Annotated in this window: 15 protein-coding genes; 5 read left to right on the plus strand and 10 right to left on the minus strand. The window is 62.5% G+C overall.

The genetic code is table 11. The features are described 5' to 3' along the window. Positions 1–105: 105 nt before the first annotated feature. Positions 106–2,553 carry a hypothetical protein gene (locus art_RS12860; protein ID WP_038465435.1) on the minus strand — a complete coding sequence of 816 codons (2,448 nt, stop codon included), beginning with the start codon at positions 2,551–2,553 and terminating at the stop codon, positions 106–108. A 574-nt stretch (positions 2,554–3,127) separates the two neighbouring features. On the opposite strand from art_RS12860, the gene art_RS12865 reads away from it, so the two are divergent. Next, positions 3,128–3,778 (plus strand): DUF1345 domain-containing protein, encoded by a 651-nt coding sequence (locus art_RS12865; protein ID WP_038465437.1) that lies wholly within the window; start codon positions 3,128–3,130, stop codon positions 3,776–3,778. An 11-nt stretch (positions 3,779–3,789) separates the two neighbouring features. Here art_RS12865 and art_RS12870 read toward each other — a convergent pair whose 3' ends face one another. Continuing rightward, positions 3,790–5,064: a M18 family aminopeptidase gene (locus tag art_RS12870; protein WP_038465439.1), complete on the minus strand. Its 1,275-nt coding sequence runs from the start codon at positions 5,062–5,064 to the stop codon at positions 3,790–3,792. Between the two features lie 269 nt (positions 5,065–5,333). Between art_RS12870 and art_RS22270 the strand changes: the two genes are divergently transcribed. Next, a complete protein-coding gene (locus tag art_RS22270; protein WP_157875257.1) occupies positions 5,334–5,705 on the plus strand; it encodes a hypothetical protein in 372 nt (123 codons plus the stop codon). A gap of 11 nt (positions 5,706–5,716) precedes the next feature. Continuing rightward, entirely contained in the window at positions 5,717–5,935 is a 219-nt protein-coding gene (locus art_RS12880; RefSeq protein ID WP_038465443.1) for a hypothetical protein, read from the plus strand. 108 nt (positions 5,936–6,043) lie between these two features. Here the strand turns inward: art_RS12880 and art_RS12885 are convergent, their stop codons facing one another. From art_RS12885 to art_RS12900, 4 genes are read right to left on the minus strand one after another with little or no spacing between them, the layout of a single operon-like run. Next, entirely contained in the window at positions 6,044–6,736 is a 693-nt protein-coding gene (locus tag art_RS12885; protein WP_038465445.1) for a response regulator transcription factor, read from the minus strand. A gap of 14 nt (positions 6,737–6,750) precedes the next feature. Continuing rightward, on the minus strand, positions 6,751–8,034 hold the full coding sequence (locus art_RS12890) for a sensor histidine kinase (protein WP_052136430.1): 1,284 nt from the start codon (positions 8,032–8,034) through the stop codon (positions 6,751–6,753). A 36-nt stretch (positions 8,035–8,070) separates the two neighbouring features. Further along, entirely contained in the window at positions 8,071–8,961 is an 891-nt protein-coding gene (locus tag art_RS12895) for an ABC transporter (RefSeq protein ID WP_038465447.1), read from the minus strand. Between the two features lie 2 nt (positions 8,962–8,963). Continuing rightward, positions 8,964–9,905 carry an ABC transporter ATP-binding protein gene (locus art_RS12900; RefSeq protein ID WP_038465449.1) on the minus strand — a complete coding sequence of 314 codons (942 nt, stop codon included), beginning with the start codon at positions 9,903–9,905 and terminating at the stop codon, positions 8,964–8,966. A gap of 172 nt (positions 9,906–10,077) precedes the next feature. Between art_RS12900 and art_RS12905 the strand changes: the two genes are divergently transcribed. Beyond that, a complete protein-coding gene (locus tag art_RS12905) occupies positions 10,078–10,737 on the plus strand; it encodes a phosphatase PAP2 family protein (protein WP_052136433.1) in 660 nt (219 codons plus the stop codon). On the opposite strand, the gene art_RS12910 is transcribed toward art_RS12905, so the two are convergent. The 3 genes from art_RS12910 to art_RS22985 form a co-directional block, all read right to left on the minus strand. Continuing rightward, complete coding sequence (locus art_RS12910; protein ID WP_038465451.1) at positions 10,734–11,933, minus strand: MFS transporter; 1,200 nt, start codon at positions 11,931–11,933, stop codon at positions 10,734–10,736. The genes art_RS12905 and art_RS12910 overlap by 4 nt on opposite strands. A 206-nt stretch (positions 11,934–12,139) precedes the next feature. Continuing rightward, positions 12,140–12,448 (minus strand): HAD family hydrolase, encoded by a 309-nt coding sequence (locus art_RS22980; RefSeq protein WP_253901351.1) that lies wholly within the window; start codon positions 12,446–12,448, stop codon positions 12,140–12,142. Positions 12,449–12,478: 30 nt separating this feature from the next. Continuing rightward, positions 12,479–12,790 (minus strand): hypothetical protein, encoded by a 312-nt coding sequence (locus tag art_RS22985; RefSeq protein WP_253901352.1) that lies wholly within the window; start codon positions 12,788–12,790, stop codon positions 12,479–12,481. Between the two features lie 152 nt (positions 12,791–12,942). On the opposite strand from art_RS22985, the gene art_RS12920 reads away from it, so the two are divergent. Further along, positions 12,943–13,725, plus strand: a complete 783-nt coding sequence (locus tag art_RS12920) for an FAD-dependent oxidoreductase (RefSeq protein ID WP_052136436.1) — start codon at positions 12,943–12,945, stop codon at positions 13,723–13,725. A gap of 110 nt (positions 13,726–13,835) precedes the next feature. On the opposite strand, the gene art_RS12925 is transcribed toward art_RS12920, so the two are convergent. Beyond that, positions 13,836–15,518 (minus strand): ABC-F family ATP-binding cassette domain-containing protein, encoded by a 1,683-nt coding sequence (locus art_RS12925; RefSeq protein WP_038470093.1) that lies wholly within the window; start codon positions 15,516–15,518, stop codon positions 13,836–13,838. Positions 15,519–15,529 lie beyond the last annotated feature (11 nt).

Raw genomic sequence — 15,529 nt, forward strand, 5'->3', positions numbered from 1 at the left:
CCTCCCACTGTTGAAAGGGGAATGGACGACGCCGGTCCCTCACCGGCGCCGTCCATTCCACCTTGCGCTGTGGCCCGCCTATAGGCCTGCGCTGCGTGGATTCGGTTAGTCCTGAAACTCCACTGCCAGCTCGTCCTTGTCCAGGGTGATGGTGCCGCGAACGTAGATCCGGGAGTCATTGGTGGTGGGCTCCCACTTCTCTTCGTCCTTTTTGTAGGACGTGTTTTGTTCGAAGGCCGCCTCGGCAGTACCGGAGGAAGAGGTGCTCAGGCTCCAGGTGCCGTCCATGCGTTCGTAGGTCTCCACCACGGGCTCCTTGGTGACCTTCCAGGCCACGTCCCTGGTGTCGGAATACGAGTACCCGGAGAACGGGCAACCCTCCGGCTCCAGCGTTGTTTGTGCGGCGCAAGCGGCCAGGTGGCCGTTGACCTTTTCCACGACTGCCTGATCAAAGGCGTCGTTGGTTTCCACTGCCAGTCGGGCGGTGCCGCCGGAGCTGCCCCGTCCGATGGACACGACGGCCGTGGCCGGTGTGGATTCCAGGTACTTGGACGTTGCGGGGAGGTCCAGCTGGTACGTGCCCGGGAAGGCGGGCAGCGTGTAGTAGGAGCCGCCTGTTTCACCCACGCCGTCAAGTGAAACTTCCACGCCGTTGACCATGAGCGCTTTGAGGCTATTGTCGCTGGAAAACCGCAGCTCGCCGGGGCCGTTTTCCTTCATGCTCCAGTTGTCGTTGAGCCAGGTGGGGTTGTTCTTGGTCAGCACAAAGCTCGCCTCAACCTTTTCGCCGTTCTGCCGCAACTGCGCCGCCACGACGGCACGCTCGTCAACTATGGAGGTCTTGCCGATCGTAAAACCATCCACCCGGTTCGTTGCCTTGGCGTAGACGTCATTCGTCAGCAGGACCCGCTCCGTGTTGGGGACGCTGGGGTCGGAAATCTCCATGGCACGCGCAGCATCACCCTTCACCAGAGCTTCGAGATACGCCTCGACCATGGCGTCCGGGCCGTTGGCGGCCTTGACGACATTGACCGCAATGGCGCCGCCGATTGCCAACACGGCAATCAGGCCGGCGGCACCCGCGCCAATAATCACGTTCCGCTTTGCCTGCTTCGACAGGGGCTTGTACTCCACCGTTACGGGTGCGCCCGGGACAGCACCGGGGGCCGGAGCTGCAGCGGTACCCGGAACATTACCTTGGGAGCCGTCGCCCACCTGGCCCGCAACTGCGGGGATTGCCGCCGGTGCGGCGCTGGCGGATCCGGTTGCTGCCACCGCAGCCGCAACCGGGTATGGCAGGGACGGTGACTTCTGAATGCGCTCCACCAGTGCTGTCGGCAGCAGCGGTGCAATGGCCGGGGCCACGTAGCGGGAGGCTGCCTCGGCGGCCACACCCCACAGCATCAGCAGGAAGGGTGTCCACCAGGCAAATTCGGCGCTGGCCCCGCCAGCCGCCTGGGCCATGCTGAAGCTGGCGCCGATACCCGTGAGCCACAGCAGAAGCGTGCCAAACACCAGGAAGGTGGCGGGCAGCGCCAGCCACCCCAGGATGCCCGCGGGCTTCTGGGCGCCGCGACGCAAGTACCAATAGGTGGCAGCGGCGTTCAGCGTCACCAATACCAGCAGGACAAGCAGCCATCCTGCCCAGACAGGCAGACCCAGCTCGGAGAGCGAGCCGCCCACACCGTAGCCAAAGTTGCTTTCACCCATGCCGGCGCTGCCCATGCCGGCGGCCGTAACCGTGCCAAAGGCAGCGAAGTGGCCCAAACCGAGAAGAATCAATCCAAGCGTGGGCGCCCACAGCGGAGCGGAGAACGCAGCACCGAAGCCGCCCTTCACGCTCAGCACCACAATGGCCACCGGGATGGCGACCACAAGGAAAAGTGCGGCATGGACGAAAACTGTCATTCCGGCGTCGCGCGTCAGGGAAAGAGTAAAACCACGCTTACCGGGTTGTGGGGCGCTGCACTTGCGTCGCCCGCAATAGCTGGCCGCAGCACCAATGAGGAAAGCCACGGCGACGGAGGCAAAGTTGGCGGCGTTGAGGCTGACAACAATGCCGTCTCCCGCGGGAATGCGCACGGATGCCACTGTTGCTACGACGTTGAGCAGCAGTGAAAAGACGATGCCGGAAACGATGGACTGCATCAGGCGGTCGGCCCTGCCGGCGGACGGTGTCCGCTTCTCAGCCAGGCGTCCCGCGATCACCACAGCGGCGATGGCTGCGGCCGTAATTAGCAGCGGCAGGAAGGAGATGCCCACGGATGCGTCGAACTGGCCGAACATGCCCAGGTCTGCGGCAATTTTGCCACCTAGGCTGCCCATCGCGGCCAATGCCGGGAGCTGTGCGGCCAGCTGGAACCAAATGCTCCAAGGTGAGGGCAGATCCCCATCGGAGATGAAGGGATTCTCGGGCAGGGACACCGAGTCCTCCGAGCCGTTGAGGGCCGCCCCAACTACGGAGAGCGTTGCAACTACAAGGGAAAGGAGCAGCACGGCGGCATACGCGCCTGCCCCGGCCACCGCACCGGTCCACCAAGAGGCAGGATTCATCCCAGCCGGAGGCTGGAAGCCTTTGCCTGTGGCGGGCTGGAGTGCCGGAGGAGCCTGGGGCGCTGCGGGCACTCCAGGCGCCGGAATCCCGCTTGGTGTCGGGGCTGCTGCGGGTGCCGCAGGAATCATTGGTGGTGCCATAGGCGCTGCGGGAATCTCAGGTGCCGCTGCAGTCTCGGGCACGGCTCCAACTGCAGGTGCTGCCGGTGCTGCGGGCGCCTCTGCCGTATCGGGCGCTACCGCTTCAGGTGCAACTGCCTCTTCAGGTTCCGCAGATGCTTCAGGCGCCACACTCGCTTCAGGTTCCGCAGACGGCCTTGCCTCTGGATGCAGTTCCGGCTCAGGTGGCGCGGAAGGGTCCACCCCAGGATGTGATTCGTTTGGTGATGACGTCACTCGAATCCCCCATTTCTATTTCGAGTTGATGTAGCCCTGTCCATGGGCCCCTCAGGGTCTAGTGAGCCGATCGGCCATTCCCGAATGTAGCCTGCATCTTTTTGCGGCAGTTCGCCCGGCAGGGACGGCATGGTTGCAACTTGGGACGTTTAGGCGGGCGCCATGGCATGGTCACTGCATGAACCAGGTGAGCTCCGCCCGAACCCGGCACCGACGACTGCGCATCGCCGGCATGCTGGTGTGCGGGGCTTCCGCCACGATTCTCACCGGAATTTTGGGGGCCTGGATTTACGCTCCGGCAGTGGGATGGGCCGTGGCCGCCCTCATTTACAACAGCACCGTGTGGCTTGCGATTGCCCCCATGGATGCAGCACAAACAGCCACCCACGCGCAGGAAGAGGACCCCGGCCTGCGCACCCCAGACCTGCTGATTTTACTGGCGGCCATCGGTTCCCTGGCCGCCGTCGTGCTGGTGATGGTGGGCAGCACGGAAGTTAAGGGCACGGGACGGTTCCTGCTGGCACTCCTGGCCATGAGCGCTACGGCCATGTCCTGGCTCATGGTGCACACGCTGTTCACACTGCGCTACGCCCAGATTTATTACAGCGGGAGGCCCGGCGGCATCGGCTTCAACCAGGAAGAACCGCCGCAGTACACGGACATCGCCTACATGGCGTTCAGCGTGGGCATGACCTACCAGGTCTCGGACACCAGCATCACCACACGGCCCATGCGCTCAGCCGTGCTCCGGCACAGCCTGCTGGCGTTTGTGTTTGGCACCGGCATCCTGGCCACCACCATCAACCTGGTGGTCAGCCTCGCCGCTTAGGGCCGCGGCGCTTAAACCGCAGCTGAGAAGAACGTCTCCGTGATCTTTGCCAGGTGATGCGGATCGTCCACGCCGCACAGCTCACGCGCCGAGTGCATCGACAGCAGGGGCGTACCCACATCGAGGGTGCGGATGCCCAGGAGTGTTGCCGTGAGCGGTCCGATCGTGGAGCCGCACGGCACGTTGTTGTTGGACACGAACTCCTGGTACGGGGCGCCTGCCTTCTCGCATAGCCCCGCCCACACAGCGGCACCCACACCGTCGGTGGCGTAGCGCTGGTTCGCGTTGATCTTCAGCAGCGGGCCGCCGTTGAGCACGGGCAGGTTGGCGGGGTCGTGCCGCTCACCGTAGTTGGGGTGGACGGCGTGCCCTGCATCGGCAGAAACGCAGAAAGAACTGGCGAATGCCCGACGGCGCTCGCTCACCGTTGCGCCCAAACCATCCGACACCCGGGTCAGGACATCTTCCAAAATGGGGCCACATGCCCCGGAGCGCGAGCCGGAACCGATTTCCTCGTGGTCAAAGGCGGCCAGGACGGGAATCACACCGGCTGCGGGAGCATCCGCCACAGCGATCAGGGCGACGAGCCCCGCGTGCACGGACGTCAGGTTGTCCATGCGCCCGGCTGCGAAGAATTCGTTGTTGGCGCCAAACACCTGGCCGGGCTGGGTATCGGCCACAACAATGTCGTAGCCGCCAATCGTCGCCGCAGCCACGCCCGCCCGGTCGGCCAGCAGGCCGAGCAGGTCTTCCTGGCCGGCGTCGCCCTGGCCCCACACCGGGTTCATGTGGACCTGCTTGTCCAGCTTGAGCCCGTCATTCGCGGCCCGGTCCAGGTGGATGGCCAGCTGCGGGAAACGCAGCAGCGGCCCCGTTGCCACGAGCGTCTCCGTGCCGTCGCGGTCCACGAGACGGCCGGCAAATTGCAGTTCCCGGTCAAGCCAGGAGTTGATCAGCGGCCCGCCGTAGACCTCCACGCCGGCCTGCAGCCAACCGAACCGTCCCGTTGTGGGTTTTGGTTTGAGCTTGAACGACGGCGAATCGGTGTGCGCGCCTAAAATGTTGAAGCCTGTGGTGGCAGTGGCACCTTCCGGCACGATCCAGGCCATGATCGCGCCGTCGCGGATCATGAAGAACTTCCCGTGCACAGGCCATGCGTCGGTCTCATGCAGCTGGGTGAAACCGGCTTCCCCCAACCGCCGTCCCGCCTCTCGGGCTGCGTGAAAGCTCGACGGCGACGCCTCAATGAAGTCGCGAAGGTCCAGGATGTGCTCAACAGAAGTCATGCTTCGATTCAATCATGAAGGGCGAGGACACGGGTTCTGGACGCGGAAGCTTGAGGTGCTGTGGCGGACACAACGAGACTTGGGTGACGAATTAAAAATGCGGTCCTGTCCGCCCTACAGCGAAATTCCGCGCACGTCGTGGCGGGTCATCCTGATAATTTCCAAGACGACGGTCCGGTATTTCTTGTGGGACACCTACCTATGACAGCTCTTGCCATTTCGGACATTGCCACTGTCCATTCAGACAACTTTTCACATAAAACTGGATTATGACACTTTACAAGCTGCCGTACGTGGCAGTCTTCATAGGGACAAGAATGTCAAGGAACTCACAGGAGGTATCCCATGAAGCCACAGTAAGTCTTGAATCCGATGGAGCGGTCTCGGTTCTTGATCGAAATGGTGAGGTGGTGGGCGGATATCTATCACCGTGGGCTGTAGACGCCAATGACGCCACCGTCGAGACATCTTTCAGCCTCCAAGGCAATGCCTTGGTGCAAACCATAAAGTTTGACGAAACGACGGCTTTTCCCGTATTTGCCGATCCTCAGTGGTGGCAGGCCAGCTCGGCGCTGCCCTTGGTTTCATCGCGGGAGCAGCCGGAAACATCGTCAAAAACGTACTTGCTCGGTATGGAATAGGGGTCTAAGACATGGGCGCTTTTGAATTTCTTGGAATTTCTCAGCCGAAAGGCAAATCACAAAAGAGAATTTCGAGCCTGAACATAGGCATAATTATCATTGCCATTGGTTGCGTCTCATTGGTTAGTCAGGCATGGCTGATATCAACAATTATTGTCACAGTGGGCCTGCTGGTTTTTATCGTCGGCGCCGTGAAACTGGGGAGCCAAAAGAAACCTGAGTCAAGATAAGAAAATTGAGGGAGGGGTGAGTTGTTTGCCCCTCCCTCCCGCGGCTGTTGATTTCCTTATGCCAGTGCACATTCAACCCTCCGAATGGGCCGGATGCCGGCCCGCCCGTCAGTAGTCCGGGTTGCTGGGGGTGACCAAGCCGGTTTCGTAGGCATAGACCACCACTTGGACCCGGTCCCGCAGGTGTAGCTTCGTCAGGATCCGGCGCACGTGGGTTTTCACCGTGGCTTCGGAGAGAAATAGAGTGTGGGCGATCTCCGCGTTGGAGAGTCCCTGCGCAATGTGCATGGCGACCTCGAGCTCGCGGGGCGTCAGTTCCTCGAGGAGTGGATCAGGGTGCATGGCGGGGTGGCGGTTGCGGACAAAGCTTTCCAGCAGGCGTTGGGTGACGCGGGGCGCCACCACTGCGTCCCCGCTGGCCACGAGCCGGACTGCCTGGACCAAGTCCGCGGGCACAACATCCTTGAGCAGGAAGGCGCTGGCGCCGGCCTGCAACCCGGCGAAAGCATATTCGTCCAGGTCGAAGGTGGTCAGAATGATGACCCGGGCGTCGGATGGTGAAGCGGTAATCTTGCCCGTTGCTTCGATGCCGTCCATGAGCGGCATCCGCACATCCATGAGCACAACGTCAGGTTGCAGCGATTCGACGGCCGAAAGGGCCTCAATGCCGTTGGAGGCCTCCCCCACCACTGAAAGGTCATCTTCACCTTCAAGAATCAACCGGAATCCCATGCGCAGCAGCGGCTGGTCATCCACCAGCAAAACCTTGATGTCCTCGTGGCCTGTCACTGATTCCTCCATCTGTAAAGTCTGCACTATTCGGGCCCTTCCGCCGGGTACAGGATAGCCTCGACCCGCCAACCGCCCTGCGGACCGGGTCCGGCGTCGAGCGTTCCGGCAAAGATCCCGGCACGTTCACGCATGCCCGCAATCCCCCTGCCCGTACCAACGGAGCTGTCCAGGGTGCCGTGCCCGTCATCGCTGATCCGCACCACCAGCTCCCCCTCGGCAACTTTGTTGTCCAGGCTGACCTGCACCCGCGAGACGGCTGCCCCGTAGCGCAACACATTGGTCAGCGATTCCTGCACAATCCGATATATCGTCAACGCGAGCGCCGGGTCCTCAGCGGCTGGCGGGCCCGACCTGCTGAACACGATGGGCAGCCCGGCCTGCCGGAACCCTTCAATCAGGGCGCCCATGTCAGTGTGGACCGGCTGCGGGGAGCGCTGCGTGCCACCGTCGGCACGCAAAACCCCGAGCACCCGGCGCATGTCAGCCAGTGCGGTCCGGCCGGTTTGGGACAGCTGTCCCAGGACCTCGCCCGCCTTGGCGGGATCCCGTTTAACCACGACGGCGGCACCATCCGAAAGTGCCACCATGACCGTCAGCGAGTGGGCCACCACGTCGTGCATTTCGCGGGCAATGCGGTTGCGTTCGGCCACCGAGGCGAGTTGGGCGTTGCGCACGGCCCACTGGCGCAGCTCCGCTTCATGGCTGCGGCCGCTGCGCACCGAGGCACCAATGCCTGCCGCAATAATGTTCGCGAGCAGCATCATGATAGCTGAAATGACGCTTGTTTCGGTGGCGGAGGGCCCATCGACGATCAAGAGTTCACTGGGAAATTGGTAGAAGAACAAGGTGTAAACGCTCAGTGGCACGGCCGCCGCCACCGCGAGGGGGAAACTCAGCAGCGGCCGGTGCGCCACTGCGACGGCATAGAGGGCAAACCAGATGCTGATGCCGACGTTGCCGGTGTTGGCCACCATGAACACGTTGATCAGCTCAAAGACCGAGAGGATGGCCAGCACGGCCAGCGGCTTGTCGCGGCGGAAGACCAGGACAATGGCCGAGGCGACCACAATGACATAGTGGACGCCCATGTTCATGCCCGGACGTTCGCCGAGGAAGACGCCTGTACCGGCCAGCGAATACGCCAAAACCACCACCACATCCATGATGCGGGGGTGGTTGTAAAAATATGTTCGGACAACGCCGCGACGGCGGGCCGCAAATTCTGCGGCCCGCCGTTCAACGGATGGTAATTCGGTGGGGGAAGCGGCCGTTCGTTCCACTTCCCCCACCTGGTCTTGTGTGCGCATAAGAGTTGGCTCAGAACCCCGGGGTGTCAGCCGTTCTTAGATGTCACGGGTCTTGAGGGAGACGACGGCCGGAATCATGAATAGCAGGATCCAGCCAAGGAAGATCAGCCCACCAGCCAAGGGGCTTATGAACGCGGTCTTCTCGGTGATCTCGAGCATTCGTCCACCGGCAACACTGGGCACGTACTGTCCCAAATACTTCCAGAGCTCACCGGGAAACAGACTTAGCAGTTGGGCCCCGATTTCCAGCAGGAACATAACCGCAACCAACACGATGATGCCGCCAGCTGAGCTGCGCAGCAGCGTGCCCAAGGACAGGCCAATCAAGGAAACTCCGGCAACGTAAAGGCCACCCATGAGAATGGAGTACAGGACACCTTCCATACCAAGTGAAAAGTCAATACCATAGGCTTTGAAAATCGGGATGGCCAGCAAGGCCGTTGCCACGGCAGCCACGAGCGTCAGGATGTAGGACACCACTACGAGAACTACTGCCTTGGCGAAAAACGCCGGCAGCCTTTTGGGAACAGCCGTCATGGTGGAGCGGATCATTCCGGTGCCAAACTCCGAGGCGACCAGCATTACCGCCAAGGCACCGAGGATAAGTATGCCAATTTGCAGACCTGAACTCGGGATAGCGTAGATGTTAAAGTTCCCGAATTCTTGCGCTTGTGCAAGAGTCATGGGTTCTGACGGGGCGCCGGGCACCCCCATTCCCGTGCCGTTCTTCATGAATAGTTCAAGCGACATGGCTTGCGCCCAGGCAGCAATGGCCCCGACGCCCACAATGGCGACGAAGGTGAAGATCAGCAGAAGGCGGGTCGACAGCAGCGAACGGAACTTGATCCATTCGCTACGCAGCACCCCGCCAAAGGTGAGGGATCCGCCGGCAGCACGCCGGGGTGAGGCAGTCGTCGTCGTACTCATCGTTAGAGTCCCTTCACAGCAGCAGGGGCGTGGTCAGTAAGATCTTGGGAGTGGTATTCCACAGCATCCTTGGTGAGGTCGAAGTAGGCCTCTTCCAGGGAAGATGTCAGCGGTGTCAACTCGTACACCAGGACCTGGTTTTCCAGTGCCACACCGGCAATCTGGCGGGCGTCAAGGCCTGAGACCTCCAGGGTCTCGTTCTCGTTGCATTCAACCGTGACGCCGTTGCCGGCCAGCAGCTGGCCTAGGCGGGTGACCTCAGAGGTGCGGACGCGAACCTTGGCCTGCTGCGCACCGGCCAGGATTTGGGCGATGGGCGCGTCGGCGATGATCGCACCGCGGCCAATCACGATCAGGTGATCGGCGGTTTGCGCCATTTCACTCATGAGGTGCGAGGACAGGAACACGGTCTTGCCCTCTGAAGCAAGGTACTTGGCCAGGTTGCGAACCCACAGCACGCCTTCGGGGTCGAGGCCGTTGACCGGCTCATCGAGGATCAGCGTCTGCGGGTCGCCCAGCAGCGCCGAGGCGATGCCCAGGCGCTGACCCATGCCAAGGGAGAACCCGCCAGCCTTCTTCTTGGCGACGGCGGCCAGCCCGGTCATGTCAATGACCTCGTTGACCCGCTTGGTGGGGATGTTGTGCGTGGCGGCCATGGCCAGCAGGTGGTTGTAGGCGCTGCGGGAGGTGTGCACCGCCTTCGCATCCAGCAGTGCACCCACCTGGTGCAACGGGTCGTGGTGCTTTGCGTACGGCTTGCCGTTCACCGTCACCGTGCCGCGTGAGGGCTTGTCCAGACCCACAATCATGCGCATCGTGGTGGACTTTCCTGCGCCGTTGGGCCCCAGGAAGCCCGTCACTATTCCCGGTTGGACGGTGAACGTGACACCGCCTACCGCTGTCTTGGCACCGTAGTGCTTGGCCAGGTTTACTGCCTCAATCATGTGGACATCCCCTTTGGATGAGCGCCGGGCCATTGCGGCCAAGCATGCGAATCTAAGATAACCGTACGCAACACTTTCCAGATTTTCATCTATCTCAGGGATGATTCAGGGTTCATTCAGGGTAATCACAAGGGATGACATGGCCCCCGCCGCAGCACCCTAGACTGGCCCAATGCGTTCATTGACTTCCCCGGCTGCCGTCCTGCACCCGCTGGATTGGACCCGGCGCCGGCTGTTCTGGACGTCGTTGCCGGCGCTTGCCCTCTTGCTGGTGGGGGCGCTCATGGTGTGGGCGACGGGGAACAACCCCCCTTTTCAAAAGTTCGACGACGACTGGCACCACGTGATGCTGTCCTCGAGGACACCGTGGCTCACCGATGCGAACCTTGTGCTGAACTTTGCCGGGAACGCTGGCATGGTCATTTTCAGTGTTGCCTTGTTTCTGGTGTTGCTGCGCCGCCATTGGCGGCTGGCTCTTTTTACCGCCGGCGCCAACCTCGGCGCGCTGGGCCTGACGCACCTGATCAAGTTTCTGGTCTCCAGGCCGCGGCCGGAGGAACGGCTGGTCCAGGTGGACTCCGGCTCATATCCTTCGGGGCATGTAAGTGCCACTGTGGCCGCCATGGTGACAACCGCCGTCGTGCTTGGCAGGCTGTGGATGTGGCTCAGCGGCGCTATTCTCAGTGTGGCCATGATGTACAGCCGCACGTACCTTGGTGCGCACTGGCTCTCCGACACGGTTGCCGGGGCGCTGCTTGGAGCGGGCCTGACACTGCTGCTATGGGCTGCCGTCAGAGATAAATGCCTTGGACGGAATGTTTTATCCGGCTAGTGCCCGGCCGCTTCAAACTCGGACGCGGGCAATGGCTTGGCTGCCGGCGCCGTCAGAATTGAGGCGATGATGGCCACCGCAATGGCCAGCAACGCCCAACGGATCGTGACATGGTCGCCCAGGAAACCCAGCAGGGGCGGGCCGGCCAGGAAAGCCACGTAGCCGATCGTGGAGACGACCGATACGCGCGCGGCGGCCCTGGCTGGATCGTCCGCGGCGGCGCTCATGCCCATGGGGAAGCCCATCGCGGCGCCGGCACCCCACAGCACGGCACCTACACCGGCCAGGATCATGTTGGGGGCAATAACAAAGACCACGAGCCCCACCAGCGCCGACCCCAGGCTGCCGTACAGCACAGGCACCCTGCCAAACTGGTCGATGAAGCGTCCGCCAAAGAACCTAAACAACGTCATGGACGCAACAAAAACGGCAAACATGATGGCGCCGCCGGCCTCGGTGGATCCGAGCCCGTCAACACTGGCCTTGGCGATCCAGTCGTTGGCGGCACCCTCGGTCAGGGCCGCGCCCAGCACCACCAGGCCCACCAGCAAGGTGCGCTTTTCGGACCAGGCACTGCGTCCCTTTTCAGTCTTGGCAGTGGCAGCTGCGCGGCTGCCACTGATGGGCGTCTCGGGCAGGAACAGCCGGGGCACAAACACCATCGCCACACTGACACCCACCACAATCACCAACAGGTGCAGGGACATGCTCACATTGAGCACTGAGAGGCCGGCGCCGACAAGTGCACCAATCAATGCCCCGCCGCTGAATCCTGCGTGAAATTGGGGCATGATGGTGCGGCCCAGATGCCGTTCAACGTCGGCGCCTTCAATATTTTGGGCCACATCCCACAGGCCAATTCCGATGCCAAAGAAGAACAGTCCAACGGCAGTCAGCGAAACGTTGTGCTGGGACAGGGCAAAAGCAATGATCAGCCCGCCAAATGAGGCGGTGAAACCACCGGTGCGGATGGTGTTTGCCGTGCCGATCCGGGCCACGACAGTTCCGGCCAGCGGCAGCGCAATGACGGAGCCGGCCGCGATGGTCAACAGCAGCAGCCCCATTTCCCCGGCGGTCAGCTCCAGAATGCGGGTTACTGCCGGGATCCGGGCAGCCCAACTGGCGAACACAAAGCCGTTGATGGCAAATACGGCAAAGGTAGCGATCGCGGCGGCGCGGACCGTTCTCTGGTTCATGGCGGTATTACTCTTTACACAGGAGGAGCTGGGCGGGCACCGTTTTAACCGGCGCAATATCAACTCTAGTGCCGCCCCCAACTGCCGTGTCGGCACTGCCGTCTAAGCGGGGAGCTGGGTTTCCGCCGACTCGGGAACCTCCACCACGCCGGTGAGGATGTAGTCGTGGGAATGGGCGCCAAAATCTTCACGGCTGAGCTTGCCCGTCAGAACACCCACTGCACACGGCCGGCGTTGCGTCCGGCCTGCACGTCAACCCCCGTGTCACCGGCGGCCAGGATCTTGCGGACGTCGTGCACGCCCGTCTTTTCCATGGTGCGATGGATCAGGCAGGAGGCCGGGCGGCCTTCCGAGACGTCCGACGTCGCAACCACAGAATCAACGGTGCTCTCCGTGCCGGAACCCACTCCCCAACTAAGCGATTCCAGCAGGGGGTACGCCACGTCGTCGTCAAAGCCTGTGGTCAGGGCAACCTTGATGCCGCGGCTGCGCAGGGTGGCATGGGCAGCGGCCACTCCGGGCAGGGCAACGGGAGGCGTGGCCGCCTACCGCTCGGCGAGAATTTCGCGGAACCGCACCAATGCCGCGGCAACACGGTCAGCGTCGGGCTGCTGGCCGCCAAGCTCCGTGAGGGCGGTAATGGCGCTGACCTTGTCCGCGCCCATCCACTCCTGCAGGTCTGCTGCAGCAACCGGCGCACCGGTTTCCTCCACGGCATCCCTGAGCGCAATGTAGACAATGCCGTGGTCATCAATTGTGGTTCCGGCCAGATCAAAGACGGCTAGTTCAATCATGGTGTTCAGTCCCTGGACGTGCTGCGGATACGGGACAGGTCCGTGCACGGCCATTGAGTCCATCGCTGATAAGCCGCCATAATCCGCTACATTTCGGGCTTCCGATTGCACAAAAAGTAAACAATGGGGCCGCTAAATGAATCGCGCAAGAACTTGTCACGACGCATGCCGCCGCAGTTTGCCCGGCCCATTCCCGGCGAGGCACAGTCGAAGCCATGAATGAATCAAGCACACGGCTCCAACCCACCGATGTCCTTGTCGCGGGGGCCGGCATCACCGGTCTGCCCCATGCCGCCGAAGCTGATTCCCGAGGCCTGAGCGTGCGCATCATCGACCGGGACACCTGGGCCGTTGGCGCTTCCATCCGCAACTTCGGGCACTGCTGCGTCAGCGCCCAGTCTGGCGAATTGCTTGAGCTGGCAACCGCCGCCCGAGAGGGGTGGCTGCGTCACAGTGCGCTGGCCAAACAGCCCGGCGCCTCGTACTTGTGGCGGACCTCGTACTTGGGCACCGATGCCGCCCTTCACACAAACACGCACGACGCCGAATCCCCCTCCGGCGGTCCCGTCACCGTGCACACCTCCCGCGGTTCACTGACGGCCTCACGGGTCATTGTTTGCGTGGGCCACGACCTTGACTATGTGCACCCCGACGTAGCCGAACCGTTCGAGGTCAACCGCTGCGCACTGGCGATGGCACTGGTCCGGCCCGTGGAGCCGGCGGCCATCAGCCGTGCGGTGCTCACGGGCACGTCGATGCTGCGCTACCCAGCCTTTGCTGAAACGTCGGCGGCCGCGGCGCTGCGGACCGAGCTGGAAAACAGCAGCCCCGAACTGCTTGCCATCGACGCAAACCTCATGCTGACCCGGCGCCCCGACGGCACACTACTCATTGGCGACAGCCACCACACCGAGACATCGCTTGACCCTCAGCTTCGGCCTGGCCAAGAAAACCTTCGAGATGTGAGATCACGCCCAGTCCACTTCGCCGAGAGGTGAGATCACGCCCAGTGCGCCACGTCTGACCGCGGCTGGTCGGTGCCTGGGTCCATCCATCCGAGGGCACCGGCCGAGCTTGCACGGTTGCATCCGCGGCAGCCGGTTGGTCACTACCGGGCGCGCTCGACGCGCTTTTCGTCCCAGACTGGCTCGTCGGATTCGTAGACCTTGCCGTCGGAGCCAAACACCAGGAACCGGTCGAAGGAGCGAGCGAACCAGCGGTCGTGTGTGACGGCCAGGACTGTTCCTTCAAAGGAGTCGATGGCCTTTTCCAGCGCCTCGGCCGAGTGCAGGTCAAGGTTATCCGTGGGCTCGTCGAGCAGCAACAGTGTGGCGCCGGAAAGCTCAAGCAGCAGAATCTGGAAGCGGGCCTGCTGTCCACCGGACAAGGAATCATATTTTTGTTCGGAGCTGGATGCCAGGCCGTAGCGGTCCAGGGCCCCGGCGGCAGCTTCGCGGCCCAGTCCCGAGCGGTGCTCGTCACCACGGTGCAGGATGTCCAGCAGCGTCCGGGTCAAAAGGTCCGGCCTGGCGTGCGTTTGTGCAAAGAAGCCCGGACGGATCCGTGCACCAAGTTTCACCGATCCCTCATGCGGCACGGGCGCAATCGTGACGTCTGAGACCGGCTCGTGTTCCTTGTCCGGGTCGCTTCCGCCGGCGGCGAGAAGGCGCAGGAAGTGGGACTTGCCCGAACCGTTGGAACCCAAGACACCCACACGGTCACCAAACCACACCTCGGTGCTGAACGGCTTCATCAGTCCCGTCAGTTCCAGTTTGGTGGCAATGACGGCGCGCTTGGCCGTCCGGCCACCCTTGAGTCGCATCTTCACGTTTTGCTCGATGGGCAGAGCCTCCGGCGGGCCCTTCTCCAGAAACTGGGCCAGACGCGATTGGGCAGCCTGGTAGCGGTTCGCCATGTCGGAACGGAACGCGGCTTTGGTCTTGTACATGATGACGAGTTCTTTGAGCTTGACGTGCTCCTCGTCCCAGCGCTTCCGTAATTCTTCAAACCGGGCGTTGCGGTCCTCGCGGGCCTTCACATACGACTCAAATCCTCCACCGTGCGTCCAGCTGGAAGCCCCGTTGATGCCGGGTTCCAGCGTGACAATCCTGTCGGCGGCGTTGGCCAGCAGTTCACGGTCGTGACTGACGAACAGCACCGACTTATCTGATTCGGCCATCTTCGCCTCGAGCCAGCGCTTGCCGGGCACGTCGAGATAGTTGTCGGGCTCATCGAGTAGCAACAGCTCATCGGGGCCGGAGAACAGCGCTTCCAAGACCAGACGCTTCTGCTCGCCGCCGCTCAGGGATGCCGCTTTGCGGTGCTGGGCCGTGTAAAAGTCCATGCCCATGGCGGCCATGGTCACTTCATCCCAAACGGTTTCCATCTCGTAGCCGCCAATGTCGCCCCAGTCGGCGATGGCTTGTGCGTACGCCATCTGGCTGGGTTCGTCGTCGAGCTCCACCATGGCCAGCTCGGCAGCATCCACGGCCTTGCCGGCGGCGGCAATGTTGGCGGCCGCCACCGAAAGCAGCAGGTCGCGCACGGTGCTTTCATCCCGCACCTGGCCCACAAACTGGCGCATCACACCCATGCTGCCCGAGCGCGACACGGCGCCCTCATCCGCCTTGATGTCCTGGCAGATGATGCGCAGCAGCGTGGTCTTGCCGGTGCCGTTGGGGCCAATCAGGGCCGTCTTGGTGCCGTCGGAGACACGAAAGTTCACCCCGTTCAGCAGCTGTCGGCCGTCGGAGAGAAAGTAGTCAATGTTTGCAATGTCAATATGTCCCACACAGCAATTCT

The organism is Arthrobacter sp. PAMC 25486 (genome assembly GCF_000785535.1).
GTDB lineage: Bacteria > Actinomycetota > Actinomycetes > Actinomycetales > Micrococcaceae > Specibacter.